At 56.5% G+C, this 16289-nt stretch carries 16 protein-coding genes; 1 reads left to right on the plus strand and 15 read right to left on the minus strand.

The features are described 5' to 3' along the window. The 4 genes from FJU08_RS01895 to hemN all read right to left on the minus strand — a co-directional run bounded on the left by FJU08_RS01895 (position 1) and on the right by hemN (position 3563). Positions 1-1206 carry a beta-ketoacyl-ACP synthase gene (locus FJU08_RS01895; RefSeq protein WP_141147274.1) on the minus strand — a complete coding sequence of 402 codons (1206 nt, stop codon included), beginning with the start codon at positions 1204-1206 and terminating at the stop codon, positions 1-3. After that, positions 1207-1695: a 3-hydroxyacyl-ACP dehydratase FabZ family protein gene (locus FJU08_RS01900; protein ID WP_141147275.1), complete on the minus strand. Its 489-nt coding sequence runs from the start codon at positions 1693-1695 to the stop codon at positions 1207-1209. It lies immediately after the preceding gene. 133 nt (positions 1696-1828) lie between these two features. After that, positions 1829-2116 carry an acyl carrier protein gene (locus tag FJU08_RS01905; RefSeq protein WP_141147276.1) on the minus strand — a complete coding sequence of 96 codons (288 nt, stop codon included), beginning with the start codon at positions 2114-2116 and terminating at the stop codon, positions 1829-1831. A 94-nt stretch (positions 2117-2210) separates the two neighbouring features. Beyond that, a complete protein-coding gene (gene hemN / locus FJU08_RS01910; RefSeq protein ID WP_141147277.1) occupies positions 2211-3563 on the minus strand; it encodes an oxygen-independent coproporphyrinogen III oxidase in 1353 nt (450 codons plus the stop codon). 193 nt (positions 3564-3756) lie between these two features. Here hemN and FJU08_RS01915 point away from each other — a divergent pair, with 193 nt between their 5' ends. After that, the gene (locus tag FJU08_RS01915) at positions 3757-4485 is read left to right on the plus strand and encodes a Crp/Fnr family transcriptional regulator (protein WP_141147278.1); all 729 of its coding nucleotides are present in this window, start codon (positions 3757-3759) and stop codon (positions 4483-4485) included. A 223-nt stretch (positions 4486-4708) separates the two neighbouring features. Here the strand turns inward: FJU08_RS01915 and FJU08_RS01920 are convergent, their stop codons facing one another. The 11 genes from FJU08_RS01920 to FJU08_RS01970 form a co-directional block, all read right to left on the minus strand. After that, positions 4709-5161 carry a L,D-transpeptidase gene (locus FJU08_RS01920; protein WP_141147279.1) on the minus strand — a complete coding sequence of 151 codons (453 nt, stop codon included), beginning with the start codon at positions 5159-5161 and terminating at the stop codon, positions 4709-4711. A gap of 180 nt (positions 5162-5341) precedes the next feature. After that, positions 5342-6295, minus strand: coding sequence for a nucleoside hydrolase (locus tag FJU08_RS01925; protein ID WP_141147280.1), 954 nt, complete (start codon positions 6293-6295; stop codon positions 5342-5344). Between the two features lie 130 nt (positions 6296-6425). Then, positions 6426-6965 carry a bifunctional adenosylcobinamide kinase/adenosylcobinamide-phosphate guanylyltransferase gene (cobU, locus tag FJU08_RS01930; RefSeq protein ID WP_141147281.1) on the minus strand — a complete coding sequence of 180 codons (540 nt, stop codon included), beginning with the start codon at positions 6963-6965 and terminating at the stop codon, positions 6426-6428. 263 nt (positions 6966-7228) lie between these two features. Next, a complete protein-coding gene (locus FJU08_RS01935) occupies positions 7229-8266 on the minus strand; it encodes a quaternary amine ABC transporter ATP-binding protein (RefSeq protein WP_141147282.1) in 1038 nt (345 codons plus the stop codon). Further along, a complete protein-coding gene (locus tag FJU08_RS01940) occupies positions 8259-9170 on the minus strand; it encodes an ABC transporter permease (RefSeq protein WP_141147283.1) in 912 nt (303 codons plus the stop codon). Before FJU08_RS01940 ends, FJU08_RS01935 begins: the two co-directional genes overlap by 8 nt. A gap of 303 nt (positions 9171-9473) precedes the next feature. Beyond that, entirely contained in the window at positions 9474-10478 is a 1005-nt protein-coding gene (locus FJU08_RS01945) for an ABC transporter substrate-binding protein (protein WP_141147284.1), read from the minus strand. Positions 10479-10974: 496 nt separating this feature from the next. Continuing rightward, positions 10975-12531: a hypothetical protein gene (locus tag FJU08_RS01950; RefSeq protein ID WP_141147285.1), complete on the minus strand. Its 1557-nt coding sequence runs from the start codon at positions 12529-12531 to the stop codon at positions 10975-10977. Positions 12532-12871: 340 nt separating this feature from the next. Continuing rightward, positions 12872-13708 carry a GNAT family N-acetyltransferase gene (locus tag FJU08_RS01955; RefSeq protein ID WP_141147286.1) on the minus strand — a complete coding sequence of 279 codons (837 nt, stop codon included), beginning with the start codon at positions 13706-13708 and terminating at the stop codon, positions 12872-12874. 8 nt (positions 13709-13716) lie between these two features. Then, complete coding sequence (locus FJU08_RS01960) at positions 13717-14463, minus strand: aspartate/glutamate racemase family protein (protein ID WP_141147287.1); 747 nt, start codon at positions 14461-14463, stop codon at positions 13717-13719. A gap of 4 nt (positions 14464-14467) precedes the next feature. Next, on the minus strand, positions 14468-15283 hold the full coding sequence (locus FJU08_RS01965; RefSeq protein ID WP_141147288.1) for an ABC transporter permease: 816 nt from the start codon (positions 15281-15283) through the stop codon (positions 14468-14470). Positions 15284-15286: 3 nt separating this feature from the next. Continuing rightward, entirely contained in the window at positions 15287-16195 is a 909-nt protein-coding gene (locus FJU08_RS01970) for an ABC transporter permease (RefSeq protein WP_141147289.1), read from the minus strand. Between the last annotated feature and the right edge of the window lie 94 nt (positions 16196-16289).

Raw genomic sequence — 16289 nt, forward strand, 5'->3', positions numbered from 1 at the left:
TCATTCATCCGCTTCAAGCACCGCGACGCCTTCGCCGCGATGATGGCCAACGGCAGTGACAGCAATCCGCGATGCCGATTGCGCCGGTTTCTCCCGGGCAGTGTCAAATACCGGCACAGAAGCCTTTTCGCTGATCGCCAGCGCCGCCAGGGCAAGCCCGGTGGTGAACTGAGCCTCGAGCGAAGCCCCTGTCAGACCGCAATAGCCGCGGAGGCCCGCATCAGGAAATGTCTTTGCCAGGAAATCTGCCTCGCGAAGTGTCAGGCCATTGCGACCGGTCGCCCCGGAGAAAATCATATCGCCCGCCTCATCACCCGTAAATCCGGCATCCTTGAACATGCGCTCCAGACGGCTTTCAAGCCTGCCTTCATCGCGCTTGCCGCGATCGCCTTCGACACCGCTCATCACCGCATAGATCCGCGCACCGCGGGCTTCGGCAAACTGGCGCGATTCGAGCACCAGAAACGCGCCTGCCGTCCCCATGATCATACCGCCTTCAGCATCATCGCCACGCTGCCAAAGCGGCTCCCAGCTGTCGGGACGCAGGGCGCGGACCGATTCGAGCATCAGCATGATATCGCGACGCTCGGCAATGAAGGACGCTCCCACCAGCGTGTGGGTCGATTGACCGGCAAGGATGCGGGCATAGGCCGTGGCAACAGCCGAGACACCAGCCCCCTCCTCGCCCATGAAGGTGCGGGAGGACCCCGTCACCTTGTGAACAATGGAAATATTACCCGCCACCAGATTGGCAAGCTGGGCCAGAAACAGCGTCGGCCTCAGCTCCGTGGTCAGCTTCTCGTTCAGCAGCACTTCGCGATCATTGCGCTTCAGCGCTTCATTGGCGATCAGCGTATCAACGGCAATATCGCGCTCGCCGCCACCGGCCGCAACGATCATGTCCATCGTCGAGAGGATCGCCTCGTCTTCTTTCACACCGGCATCGTCAAGCGCCAGACCAGCGGCATAAACACCGAGACGTTGCCAGTTTTCCATCTGCCGCTGATCACCGCGGCGTGGAATCTGGTCCTTCCAGTCAATCTCGGGCAAAGGATGCACCGGATAAGGCGCACAGGTTTCACTGTTGATGACGGGCTCTGGCGCTTCACCACCGCGCAAAATCGCAATATGCGGCGCGCAACCGGCGCCAAAGCTTGTGACCAGACCGATGCCGGTAACGACGACATCATTCGGAGATTTCTTCATTTAGGCCTCCCCTGCAGATTTGCTTTTTTCAATTGCCGCAAACAGTCCGATCTCCTCGGCGCGCCCGCGCACAATGGGGGCAAGGTCGTTGTCGGCAAAAGAAAGGGTTCTGAATTTCAGCTGCGCATCACAGATGGCCTTGCCATCCGAGCGTATTTTGGCCTTTGTCACAGCAAAGCCCGAGCCTTCATGCTCCAACTGCGCCTCGATTTCCAGGACGGCGCGGGGCTCGACAAAGGTTCGCATCTTGGCACTGTCGACCATCATCAGGAACGGCATGGCGGCGCAATTATTCACCCCGAGCAGCAGCATTCCCGAAGCCTGGGCCATCGTTTCGATCAGCAGCACCCCCGGCACAAGCGGCATGCCAGGAAAGTGACCTTCAAAGACCGTGCTTTTTTCCGGCACCACCGAGCGCGCGGTCAACTGGCCGCGCGCCAGATCCACGGTTTCAACCCGGTCGATCATCTGGAAATATTCCAGCAGCATCACATCCTCCACCGATCGGATATGCGCATCGGCGGCAGCTGTCTGGAAACAAAAGGACGAACCGATGCGTAAACAGGAACAACCGGGCGCATCAAAGAGTGGAAACCGAAGCCTCCCCAGCGCCCGGCCGCAATCAGGCTTCCTTGGCAGCGCGCAATGCGTCGATCTTGGCGCAGAGATTCTTCAAAATGAAGTACTCATCCGCGGCAACCTTGCCTTCGTTGACTTCCTGTGTCCACTTCTCAAGCGGAATCTTGATACCGAATTCCTTGTCGATGGCAAAAACGATATCGAGGAAATCGAGGCTATCGATTCCCAGGTCATCAATCGTATTGCTTTCCGGGGTGATCTTTTCCCGTTCAATCTCGCTGGTTTCAGCAATGATATCGGCAACTTTGTCAAATGTAGCGCTCACGCCCATACCTCATAATAAGACAGTTAGCCCCCTCATAGGCAAAGATTGCGAAAATGCCAATGGCTAGGGGGCATCGGAAGTCGATTTTTCGACAGCTGCCTCATACAGCCGCCGAATGCCGGCCCCGTCCACCACCTAGATAGGTATCGAAATTCGCAGCAACAGAGCGCGCGAAGGGATATGCAGCATTTTTGAGCCGGAAGCCGAAAGTATCATATAGCGCAACCTCGGGATTTTTGACAGCAAAAGCCCGGGCTTCTTCCAGAATGGTTTCAGCCATTGCCCCGTAACGACGCCTGAGTTCGCAAACCGAAAAGCCGAAGCCGCACATGATCCGCTCGATCACCTGTGCCCGCATCCGGTCCTCTTCGGTAAGCGCGATCCCGCGCACCACGGCAAGATCTCCCTTCTCGACCATCCGCTGATATTCGCCGGTGGCGGGCATATTCTGCCAGTAGCCCTGCGGCAATTCGCTGATGGAAGATGCGCCAAGCCCGATCAGCGCATCGGCGGCATCATCCGTGTAGCCCTGAAAATTGCGCCTCAGCCTTCCATGGCGCACCGCCTCAGCCAGTCCATCCGCATCCAGCGCGAAATGATCGATACCGATTGCCTGATAGCCTGCAGCAATGAGCATTTCACCAGCCAGTGTCATCTGGTCGAAACGCTCTTCGCTACCGGGCAATGCATCTTCGGGAATCAGCTTCTGGTGTTTCTTCATCCACGGCACATGGGCATAACCGAAAAGCGCGATCCGGTCAGGCTTGAGTTCAAGAATACGCTCCACCGTGTGACGGAGCGTGCCGGCCGTCTGAAAGGGAAGCCCGTAGAGCAGATCGCAATTGACCGAGCGCACGCCCCGCACACGCATCGCCTCCACCACCGCCCGCGTCTGATCAAATGTCTGAACCCGGTTGATGGTCTCCTGCACCTTCGGCTCAAAATCCTGCACACCGAGGCTTGCGCGGGTCACACCGATATCGGCCAGCGCGTCATAGCGCGCTTCATCAAGGTCATTGGGATCCATCTCGACACTGATTTCGGCATCATCGGCAAAGTCAAAGGCGGCCCTCAGCCAGCCCATCACCATCCTCATATCATCCGGGCGCAGCATGGTCGGCGACCCCCCGCCCCAATGGACCGCAGTGACCCGCACGCCCTCGGGCACCAGATGACCGACGGTTTCGATCTCCTGATGCAGGGCTTGAATATACTGAGTTATAGGCTCATATTTAAGCGTATGTTTGGTGTGACATGCACAGAACCAGCACAGCCGGTCACAATAGGGAATATGAAGATAGAGCGACAGGGACTGCCCCGCCTTCAGCGCTCCGATCCAGCCCTTCACCGTGTTCGCGTCAATACCAGGATGAAAGTGCGGCGCGGTAGGATAGCTGGTGTAGCGGGGTACCGGCGCGCTGAATTTTGCCAGCAAATGCTTGTCACCTGACATGACATCTCCCTTTTCGCATTGCGCTTTGTCAGCATCTGCGATAGCGCCTTGCCCGTTGACAAGCTTTGACATTAGTCAAAATATAAGGAAGCGACGTTCGCAACGATCACAAAACCGCTGAAACCCTTGCATGTTTCGGTTCCTGCGGTTACTGCATTTTGCTTGTTCCGGGCGAACATTGAGCGGGTCCAGAATGGAAGAGAAATTGCTGAAAGAAACTGATGACAATGTCATGCCGCGCGTGTGCCGCGCGTGCGAAGCCCGTCACGGCGGAATTTGCTCTGTTCTGAACTCTACGCAGCTGGTGGAGCTCAACAAGCATTCGACCCGCCGTTCGATCGATATTGGCACTGAAGTCGTCGGTCAGGGTGAGAATGTCACCAATTATTCCAACATTCTGCGCGGCGTCGTCAAATTGTCCAAGATGATGGCGGACGGCCGCCAGCAAATAGTTGGCCTTCAGTTTGCACCGGATTTCCTCGGCCGCCCCTTCTCGCGGGAAAGCGCGCTGACGGCGGAAGCAGCGACGGAAACGGAAATCTGCGCCTTCCCCCGCGCCGTCATTGAGCGGATGATTTCCGAAACTCCGGATCTTGAGCACCAGCTCTACGACCAGTCGCTGAAAGAGCTGGACGAGGCGCGCGACTGGATGCTGACGCTCGGCCGCAAGACGGCGCGCGAAAAGGTCGCATCCTTCCTGCATCTGATCGCGACCCATGTTGACCCCGAAGCTGATGATGGCTGCGAATTCGAATTGCCGCTGTCGCGTGCCGATATCGCCGACTTCCTCGGCCTCACCATCGAGACTGTCAGCCGTCAGATGACCAAGCTGCGCAAGGAACGGGTCATCCTGATCGAAAACAACCGCCACGTCATTGTGCCGGATATCGAGGCGCTGAACGAGGCTGCAGGTAACGACTGAGGCAGCAGTCCGCTTTTTTCAAGCCTGATTACCGATCTGTTTCCAGCAGATCGGCGCCCTCAGTTGATCTTTTGCAGGTAACCCTGCCAAAATCCGCCATGCTGGCCCTCGCGTCATTCCGCTCGGAGCATCGGGCGATCAGGCGACATCACCCGGCACCCCGGAATCCCTGATATACGTATTGGTTTAGCGAAAATCCGGCGTCCGCTTTTCGCCCTATACACTAATCACCGATCACCACTGTCATATTCTCTATCCCCACCTGTTTTGCCATATCAAACAGAATGGCAGCATTGGCCGGGTCAAGCCGGACGCAGCCATGCGACGCCGGACGGCCAAGGCGCGAGATCTGATCCGTGCCATGAACGGCGTAACCATGGTAGAAGAAAATCGCATAAGGCATTGGCGCATTGTTATATTTGCGCGATCGGTGATTTTTCGACAGCCACTCGGCGCCGTAAATTCCCGGTGGTGTCGAATAGCCGCCGGCACCCGTCGAAACGGGCCATTCATAGGTCTCCTGACCATCGACAATCACCTTCATGGTCTGGCTCTGAAGACTGATCGCAGCCACAACCTGTCCCGGCAGGAAAATATCGTCACCTGACTTGCGCGCTGCCTGTGCAGGGCAGGTCAGACCGAGTAAAACGGCCCCGATAATCAAAATTTTTCGCATGACATCCCTCATCTATCATTCCCCCAGAAGGAAAAACTAACCAATAAACGAGGCAGCGACAATAAAACCGTGATCCTATGGTAAATATCTTGAGACAAGCAAACAAAAAGGCCGCCTTCCGAAAAACAGAAGCGGCCTTTCGATTATCCAGACATGACCGGTCGCAGGACCGTCAAACTGTTACTTCGACGGAACCAGTGTCTCGGCAATGAAGTCGACAACCTTCTCAGGCTCGATCGTCATGGCGACGTCCTGTGCCGGGAAACCATCCCAGGCACTCGGCGGGAAGAAGCGGTTCGAGGGCGCCTGCAGCGTCAGACCATCGGCGATACCGCCGCAGACGACGCGCACCGAGCCCGCACGCAGGCCAAACAGTTCCGGTGCGACCACATAGGCGCAGGCGCAAGAGTCATGCACAACCATGCCGTCGTCGACGATCTGACTGTAGAAGTCGATATAGGGATCGGAAATCTTCGCCAGCAGTTCCAGATCGGCGCCGCCGCGCTTGGCCAGATCCTGCATCATGGCGCGGCTCATCACCGTCTGCATGGTGACATCGAGGCCGATCAGCACCACTTTCCAGCCAGCCGTAAAGACCGCATCGGCGGCTTCCGGGTCGCCCCAGATATTGGCCTCGGCTGCCGGCGTCACATTGCCATTGACCTCAAAAGCCCCGCCCATGATGACGACCTGTTTGACAAGGCCGGCAATCTCCGGGTCATGCTGCAATGCCAGCGCCAGATTGGTCATGCGGCCGACAGCGACGATCTCGACTTCGCCTGGATTGGCACGAACCGTTTCGATGATGAACTGCCACGCCGGACGCGGATCAAGCGGCACATCAACAGTTTCCGGCACGTCGATATCACCGAGGCCATTGACGCCATGCACGACGACTGGCCAGTCACCCATGGCACGTGAAGCATCAAAAGTACGATCGGCTCCCTTGGCAACAGGTGCAGCAATCTTCCATTCACGCTTCAAAAACAGGGCATTGCGCGTGGTCGTCTCGATAGAGGCATTGCCGAAGACGCTGCAAACGCCGAGAAGATCGATATCGGGATGACGCTCGAGAAAGAGCAGCGCCATGGCATCATCGATGCCCGGATCAGTGTCGAAAATGACCTTATGCATGGTAGAACCCTGATTGATTTGTAAAACGAATACCGCTCGGCGCAAAACCGCCGATCCTGTCAAAGGGCCTACACGATCTCGCCGCATCTGGCAAAGCCTAACCGCGCCCTACCGGCCTGTGAATGCTCATTCAGCCCTTGAGCTTTAGCGGCAGGCCAGCAGCAACAAAAAACACGGTGCTGGAGACAGCAGCAATGGTCTGATTGAGAAAACCGGCCTCATCGCGAAATTGCCGCGCCAGCGCATTATCCGGCACGATCCCCTGCCCGACTTCGTTTGACACGATGAAAAGCGGATAGGTGCAGGTCTCAACAAAGGCCGCCAGCCTGCGGCTTTCCTCCGCAACATCGCGATCGGCGAGCATCAGATTGGAAAGCCAGAGCGTCAGGCAATCGACGAGCACCACGGGCGCGTCGCGCTGCGCTATCTCCGCCAGCACATCGACAAGGGCAAATGGCGCCTCATGGGTCTGCCAGAGCGATCCGCGCATGGCGCGATGGCGGGCAATCCGTGCCGCCATTTCCCCATCACCGGCCTCCGCCGTGGCGATATAGTGATGCTGCCCGCTGCGGGCACTCGCCCATTGCTCAGCAAGCCGTGACTTGCCCGAACGGGCACCACCAAGAATGAAAACCGTGCTGGCCGTCGCGGCCGGTTCGCTTGCCGCCATGCCTGCCAGCCTGAAACCAAAGAGAAAACAATTTGCGCCGGAAGCGGTTTCATGACCGAAGCGAACGATTCGTAGAAATCAAGAGGCGTCCGCCTTGCTGATCGGTCTTGAACCGAGCACACATTGCAGCAACCGGCCAATCCGGCAGCCATGCCATGCAGCTCTTTCTTCCGACGCAGATTAATATATAGCGGGCGCGACAGTCATGTGCAATTGCTGCCGCGCCCGTATTGATTACTTGTATTTTCGCAGGCAGATCCGCCTCAAGCGTCGCTCGTGGCTGGCGTCACCATAGCGCGCACGACAGCCGGCAGGTCGACAATCCCGAGCGGCTTGCCCGCCTTATCGATAACAGTCGCCATATCGACACTTTCCGACATCATCCGCCGGGCCACCTCTTCCAGTGCCAGGTTGCGCAGCACCTGAAGCGCCGGCAGATCCCGGTCACCCACAGGCTCCATCACCGTTGCCGCGCGGATAACGCGGCCACGATTGACCTCCTTGACGAAGGACGCGATGTAATCGTCGTGCGGACGCAACACTATCTCCTGCCCCGTGCCCTGCTGGACCATCTCGCCGTCGCGCAGGATCGCAATCTTGTCGCCGAGCCGCAAAGCCTCATCAAGGTCGTGGGTAATGAAAACCACGGTCTTGTTCAGCTCTTCCTGCAGTTCCAGCAACATGGTCTGCATATCGACGCGGATCAGCGGATCCAGCGCCGAATAGGCCTCATCCATCAGCAGGATATCGGCATCATTGGCCAGCGCCCGGGCAAGGCCGACACGCTGCTGCATGCCGCCGGAAAGCTGGTTGGGATAATGATCCTCAAAGCCGGCAAGACCAACCCGGTCAATCCAGTGCCGCGCGGCTTCCGCCGCCTTTGCCTTCTCAACACCCTGAATCTCAAGGCCGTAAAGCGTGTTTTCCAGAACCGTTCGATGCGGCAGAAGGGCAAATTTTTGAAACACCATCGCCGTTTTGTGACGCCGGAAATCACGCAGATCCTTTTCAGACATCGAGCAGACATCGGCATTGTCATAGATGACCTCGCCGGTTGTCGGTTCGATCAGCCGGTTGATATGGCGGATCAGCGTCGATTTCCCCGAACCGGAAAGCCCCATGATCACTGTGATTTCACCGCCAGGCATATCAATATTGATATCCTTCAGGCCGAGCACATGTGCATGTTTCTCATTCAGTTCGGTCTTGGTCATGCCGTTTTTCACGGCTTCGATATATTTCTCACCATGAGACCCGAAGATCTTGTAAAGATAGCGAATTTCAATCCCAAGACTAGCCATGCAGCACCTCCTGATGCTTCTGGAGGCGCTTGCCGAATGCCTGGCTTGTACGATCAAAGATGATCGCAATGCCGACAAGGGCGAAGCCATTCATGAAGCCGACGGTGAAGAACTGGTTGGTAATAGCCTGCAGCACATTCTTACCGAGACCGCCAACACCGATCATCGAAGCGACGACGACCATTGCCAGTGCCATCATGATGGTCTGGTTGATACCAGCCATGATCGTTGGCAATGCCAGCGGGATCTGCACGTTGAAGAGCTTCTGGCGCGGCGAGGAACCAAAGGCATCGGCAGCTTCCAGCACTTCCTTGTCCACCAGGCGGATACCGAGATTGGTAAGCCGGATAATCGGCGGGATGGCATAGATCACCACAGCGATCAGACCCGGCACCTTGCCGATGCCGAAAATCATTACGACGGGGATCAGGTAAACGAAACTCGGCATGGTCTGCATGATATCAAGCAGCGGACTGACGACAGCCTGGGTGCGACTGGAGCGCGCCATCAAAATACCGATCGGAATGCCGATTACGATCGAGATCAACGTACAGACCGTCACCATGGCCAGTGTCACCATCGTATCTTCCCAAAGGCCGACCATACCGATCAGCAGCATCGAGATCGCGGTGCCAATGGTAATCTTCGTGTCGCGGCCGGCGAGATGCACGACGATCAGCAGAACCAGAAGTACGATAATCCATGGAGAATCAGTGAAAAGATCCTGAAGCCAGTTCAGGAAAAGCTGCAGCGGCTGTGTCGCATGGTCGATCGCATTGCCATAGGCGCGGACGAAATCCTTGAAACTGCCGTCAACGGTGCGCTTGAAAGCGCGCATCGTGGAGTTGGATATGGCGGGAAACTCACACAGAACTTCGGGCAGAATGTTACAGACAGGACCCATCGGCGCCTCCTCCATACTGCCTGCGTTCACTCGACCAGCAAAATACTGTTCCGCGCCGCCAGCTTGTTGCGGCGCGCAGATGGTAAAGTGTCGCCGCATTCATCGCAGCGACAGCACCCACGCCATTCATTGTATTTATATTATTCATTCTATCCATCACGGGCTGAGAGCATTCATGTCTGCGCCATATCGGCACACAAGACACTCGAGGACGCCTTCGCGGCGCATCCGCGCGTCATTGCAAGACACGGGCGTCGGGAAAACCGACGGGCAACTCTGCCCGTCGATCACATCGCACCCCGCTCAAAGCGCGGCCTGAACCTTGGTCGCAACGTCAGCCGAAACCCACTTGTGCCAGAGGTCTGGATAAGTTTCGAGGAAGTAATAGGCCGTATCCTCGTTGGACGCCTGATTGTCGCTCATCCATGCGAGGATCTTGCCGACCGTCTGGTTGTCCCACTGACGGGTTTTCAGATAGCCCATGGCAACGGCATTGTTTTCCGCGAAATCCTTGGTAACGACCGTGTAGACGTCTGAAACCGGGTAGGAATTGATCTTCGGATCCGGGCAGTCTGCCTGGGAGGTGCAGTCGTCCCATTCCTTCTTGTCATTCGGCACGCCGAAATCGAGCTTGACCATCTCATACTTGCCGAGAATGCTCGTCGGCGCCCAGTAATAGCCGAGCCAGCCTTCCTTGTTCTCGTAGGCACGGGCAATCGAGCCATCGAGACCCGCGGCAGAGCCGGTATCGACGAGCGTGAAGCCCTTGTCTTCGGCATCAAAAGCACGGAACAGATTGGCGGTCGAAATCTGGCAGTTCCAGCCCGACGGGCAGTTGTAGACAGCACCGACATCGGGATCTTCAGGTGCCGGAAACAGCTCGGGATGCTTCAGTGCATCGGCAACGGTCTTGATGTCGGGATGGGCTTCCTGAACATATTTCGGGATCCACCAGCCTTCAACACCACCATCACTCAACAGCGGCGCGGCAATTACGAGACGGCCCTCGTCAACAGCTTCATCAAGGGCGTTCTTGACAGCATTAACCCATAATTCGGGCGCAACATCCGGCTCGCCCTTTTCATTCATTGATGTAAATGTCGGCATGGTGTCACCCGTCACCAGCGTGACATCGCAACCATAGCCGTTTTCCATAATAATTTTATCGACCCAGGCACCGACGCCGGCCGAAGCCCAGTTCATTTCGGCAATCTGCACGTCGCCGCAAGCATTGTCGGCTGCAGATGCCGTATTGGCAAACGCAAACATGCCGGTCGCGAGAATGGTGGAAGCGATGAGCTTCATCATCTAATAGACCCTCCAGTCATGTTGCAGCGTTAAAAGAAAAGACCGGCCGGGACGCTGCCACACCGACGATCCAAAGGGCAGGTAAGGCGCACAAGCCAAGACAGGCGGACGCGCAAGAAGCGCGAAAAACGTGCAGCCACAAATGGTGGGGCAGGAAAAATCACCCTCACGGAGGCTCAAACTAAGGATAAAAGTTCAAAAATCAACCGCTGCCGCAAATTTGTGCAAAATTCGACCCGTGAAATCAGGACGATATCGCACCGGTCCACAGTTTCTCTGTTCCAACCGCAACAAATTACATTTCGCTAACAAAGCAGTAAGGATCTTTCGCTAAAACCTGGGGCAGCGGAAGGTTGCGACAGTTTTGAGACCGCCCACAGGTTTTGCGTTTTGGCGGGGTACAGGCTGACAGGGTATTGCGTAAGCAACCTCCGCCGATCTGCCCAACATAAATGCCCGACAGAAGTGCCGCAGCGCGCTTGCCGCGTGGAGCAATCTAGACCATAGAACCAATATTGCGAAAGCCACCCACCTCCTTTTTACCCGTGAGCGGCTGATAAACTTCCGGTGTTTCATGGGCCGCAGCAGGGCCATTCTCGTCAATCTTGCCGCTGCCATCAAGCATGCCGGAGATCGCCGTTGAGCGCTTGATATAGTCCTGCGCGAAAAAGGAACTGGCGACCTTGATCTCTGGACGGAAGAACCCATTCACCAGTGCATTCACCTTCCCAGGATCATCTGTGTTCAGATACGTATTGCGATGTTCATCCGAAAGGACCTGACGCATGACCTTGACCAGCGAAAGAGCAAGCCCTTCCCGCATGTCTTTGGCCGAGAAAATCAGATCCCGGGCCACATATTCCCTGCCGGTGGCGGCATAACGCTCACACTCTTCGGCCGTAAGTTCGGGAATGTGCTTTGCCACGTCCCGCTTTTCCAACTTCAACATGTCATTGAGGCTCATCCAACCCTTGTCGCGGATATAGCGATTATCGAGATCGAAGGCATAGAGATTTCGGCCGAACCGGCTGCTGGGCTTTGAGGGTTCCCTACCAGGCTCAACAGAGAAGAAAACGAAATCATGAGTTGCCAACGGGCGAATATCATTGTCTGAATTCTCGCGACTGAATCGCGTACCCTCCTCCTCGAGCCGCCGTCGGGAGAGCAGCTTTACATATTTCGCGCCCGTGCTGGGGTCGATATATTCCACGGGTGCTTCGGTCGCATGTGTAGCGACGAAAGGCATCGTTTTCAGTCTTTCGATGAAGCCCTGCTCAGCAACGGATAGTGGCGCCCCGACCAAAGTCTGCTTACCCTTGGCGTCGGTAATGCCGTTTTCAAGCTCGACCCTCAACCGCGCAATATTGCGCATCGATATCGCTTTGACACTTGGTGGAAGCCCATGCTGCAGCTCGCTCCTCCATCTTGTGCCCTCCTTGAACATGAGACGGGTCGCCTTCGTCAGATCGCGCGCGCTGCTCCATCGCATCAACCGCTCCATCGCAGCTGTCTGGCTCAACACAGGAGCGGAATGTGATTTAGTTCGCGACAAAGAAGAAGCCCCGGAAACCTCCGGGCTTTCGCTCGAGATCACCTGATCAGCGAGACCTGAATCCTCACTAAAGGCGCTGGAACTCGAACTGACCGAAGCTTCCCCCTCCGCCAAACGCCCTAAACTTCCATATCCTTCGTCGTCTTTTGAGCCAGCGGCACCAATTCGAGCCTGTATCAGATCGTTTGCTTTTTCGAGGAGTTCCTTGCGCCGCTCCGGACACAGTTTCGTCTGGCTCTTTCTAAACTCGTGCGCACGAGCGAGATATTCCTCGGTTTTGACCTTGGATGGCGAAGCTGAACGCATCACTTCCCGAAATGTAGACGCATCCAACTTCGTCGAAGACGCCGTCGTTTCAGCGGACGTGCGGGATACGGGATAACGATTTTCCGTTCTGGGCTCGCTCTGCCCCGAAGTGCGGCCTGAACCCTCCGGTGCAGCCGGCACGTGGCTCCCAAGGCTGTGGGACGAGCCTGCGCCGTTTCTGTCAATAGCTTTCATATTTCACGCCTCCGTGTCTAAAGAGGCGCTTATAGCTAAAAGAATCAGGTATACATAATTAGTTGTTGTTAATTATGCGAAGATTCAGGACGTTAAAACCAGTTAATACTTACAAATAAAAGAGAATAAATGAAACCACCTGGTCGCCAGGAGGTGACGACCGCTCCACCGACGCCGAAAAGACGGCGACGGACGAAACCCGCCATCCAAAGAGATTGGAAAAAGGAAAGACGAATACGATTCTCATTGAGGAAACGCAGGTAAAGACACACTGAGGAATCAGACCGGGCCTGCCGGTCTGGTTTCTTATCTTCAGTCACATTTGATCAGGGATGACTTTTCAGCCGAGTTCGAGGCTCGTTACGCCAAAAACACAACCGCCATCAATGACCGGTACCGCACCACGAAACATTCGCGCTGTTTCAAAACCACGCGAAAGACCTGCGGTTTCCAGCGCTGCAATAAAGCGTGTCTGAGAAAGCGGGCAGTCAATGTCAATGCGGGAACCGGCCAGATCATCAGCAATGCCGCCCAAGAGACTGCAGGCAATGTCCGGAGAGCGGGCAAAAAGTGGTCCGACCTTGTAGCCATCGATACATCTGCGCGCTGTACCAAAACCGACGAGCCGCCCATCTGTGACCACGACCCTTGCCGACTGAGCCTGCGCCAGCCAGGCCCGCAAGAAATCGCGACGCGACGCCATAAAGCAGTCTCTATCCAGCTGAACAACTGCATCGAAATCATCAGTTTCAAACGATCGAGAGGCGGATGCCTCGGCAAGACAGCCGGGCTTCACCATACCACTCCAGCGCGCTGTCCCGTAATCGGTGACAAAGCCCATGCGACCGTAATTTTCCTGCTGCTCCGGCACACCATCAAGGCCGATCGTGCGATTTCCGAGATAGGCCATGCCGTGATCCCAGACCTTGGCGCCATAGCCTTTGCCGCGCATATCGGGCCGGGTGATATAAAGACCGATGAAACCAAACGCATCATCATAGGCAACAGCCGAAATAGCCGACACCATCCGGCCATCGACAAAGAGGCCGAAAAAGCCGTCGGGATCGGCCACCTGAAACGGCACGGCGTCACCGTGACCCGGATTCCACCCCTCCTCGCCTGCCCAGCCCACAAGTTGGCGAATTTCGTCAAGGTCGAGAACACGAATGTCGTTCATTTGAGATCTCAGATCCTGTCGAGAAGCTGCGGCGCGAAGTCCTGCAGCATGCCGGTATACTTCTTTGCGACCGGCAAAGCATAGGGCCCACGCTTGGCCGTGGAAAGCCCTAATCCAATCAGTGCCTCAGCCTGCTTCACGGCGGCCGAAACACCATCAATAACCGGAAGGCCGAATTCCCCCGTCAGATCCGCCGCCAGATCGGCCATGCCGGCACAGCCGAGCACGATCGCCTCGGCACGATCTTCCCGCATGGCAGCCGAAATTTCGCTGCGCAGGCGATCGCGCGCGTTGGAATGCGGATCCTCAAGCGAGAGCACGGAAATATCGGCAGCCCGCACCCGCGCGCTCTCTGATACGCCATAGCGCCTGACAAGCTCTTCAATCGGCACGCGTGAGCGCTCCATCGTCGTGACGATGGTGAAACGCCGGGCGATATAGCTGGCCATTTTCACACCGGCCTCGCAGATCCCGATGACCGGAATGCCCGCCATGGCGCGCGCCGCATCGAGCCCGGTATCATCAAAACAGGCGATGATGGCCGCTTGCGCACCCTGCCGCTCACCCCGTGCAACCTCCATCAAAAGGCCCGGGACGGCAATCGCTTCATCATAATAGCCTTCGATCGAAGCCGGCCCCATGGATGAGGTAACGGCCGCAATTTCTGTCTCGCCATGCGCAGCACGCCGTGCCGCCATGGCGATCGTCTCGGTCATGCTGACAGTCGTATTGGGATTGACGACGAGGATCTGCATGGCTTCACCCCTTGGCACGGCCGCGGTTCAGCGTGCGGATCAACGTCAGCGCCAGGCCGATAACGATGAAGGAAAAGACCGTTGTGACGGTTCCCAGCGCATAGAGCACCGGCGTCGTGACATTGGTGGTCATCGCCATGATTTCCAGCGGCAGCGTATTATAGGTGCCTGCCGTCAGCAGCGTACGCGCGAATTCATCATAGGAAAGGGTGAAGCCGAACAGCGCCACACCGATGAGACTTGGCGCGATCATCGGCAGAAGCACATAGCGGAAAGTCTGCCAGGACGTAGCACCGAGATCGCGTGCTGCCTCTTCATACGACGGCGAAAAGCGGTTGAACACAGCGAACATGATCAGCACGCCGAAGGGCAGTGCCCAGGTCAGCTGCGCTCCGAAGGCAGAGGTGTACCAGGCCGGCGCAATGCCGACCTGCTGGAACATCACGCCAATGCCGAGCGAAATGATGATTGATGGTACAACAAGACTGGCAATCGCCACATAGAACAGCACTGTCGCGCCGACAAATTTGCGCCGGAAGGCCAGCCCCGCCATCAAAGAGACGACCACTGTCACGATCATCACCATCAGGCCCAGCATCAGCGAACGCCGGAAACTGCCGCCAAAATCTCCAACCGCCTGGGTTTCGAACAGATTGGCAAACCAGTGCAGCGACACCCCGTTGAGCGGGAATGTCAGACCACCATTCGGCCCCTGAAAGGAGAGGATCAGGATCGCCGAAAGCGGCCCGTAAAGGAACAGCACGAAGACCGTGAAAAAGGCTGCCAGAATATAGAATTCGCGTCCGCGTTTTTCATGCATGGCCTAGAGCTCCTTGCGGATATCGACGATGCGCAGGATCCCCGCCACCATCATGAGAACGACGATCAGCAGCAGCACCGCATTGGCGGCAGCGCCGGGATATTGCAGCAGCGACATCTGGTTCTTCATCATCAGCGCCACCGAAGCGCTCTGCCCGCCCGACATGACGAGCACGGTGATGAAATCCGCCATGACCAGCGTGACAACGAAGATCGAACCGATCGCCATACCGGGCTTGGCCAGCGGCAGAATGACATTGGTGAGAATCTGCATGCTGGACGCGCCGGCATCCCGCGCCGCTTCAATCAGCGCACGATCAATGCGGATCAGCGAATTGAAGATCGGCGTCACCATGAACAGCGTGTAGAGATGCACCATGGCGAGAATGACGGCAAAATCGGAATAGAGCAGCCATTCGACCGGCTGATCGACAATGCCCAGATTCACCAGCGCCGTATTGACCAGACCGTGACGTCCTAGAACCGGAATCCATGAAATCATGCGGATGATGTTGGAGGTCAGGAAGGGCACGGTGCAAACCAGGAAGAGCACCGTCTGCATGGCCGCGGTCTTGATGTGGAAAGCCAGGAAGTAGGCAACCCAGAAGCCGATGACAAGCGTCAGCCCCCAGACGATCACCGCATATTTCAACGTGTTGAGATAGGTTTTCCAGGTTACCCATGAGCCAAGCGTCTCTGCATAGTTGAAGGTGTAAAAACCCGGATACATCAATGCGAAATCATAATCCCAGAAGCTGACGATCAGGATCATCAACAGCGGAAACACCAGAAATATCCCCAATATCACCGCCAGAGGCAGCGCCTGAAGATAGGAAATCGCCCGGCCGGTGAGTTTGCGTCCGGACCGCTTTGGATCTGCTGCCGGAATGCCGGAAGCTGCCGGTGTCGTCATGTCGTTTCCATCCCTCGCTGGCCATGTCCTTTTCAAAACCAAACGGTTTTGAAAAGGACATCTCTTTCGAGATGTCCAATTTGCGAAGGCCGGC

Origin of the sequence: Martelella alba (assembly GCF_006516955.1) — a bacterium.
Lineage (GTDB): Bacteria > Pseudomonadota > Alphaproteobacteria > Rhizobiales > Rhizobiaceae > Martelella > Martelella alba.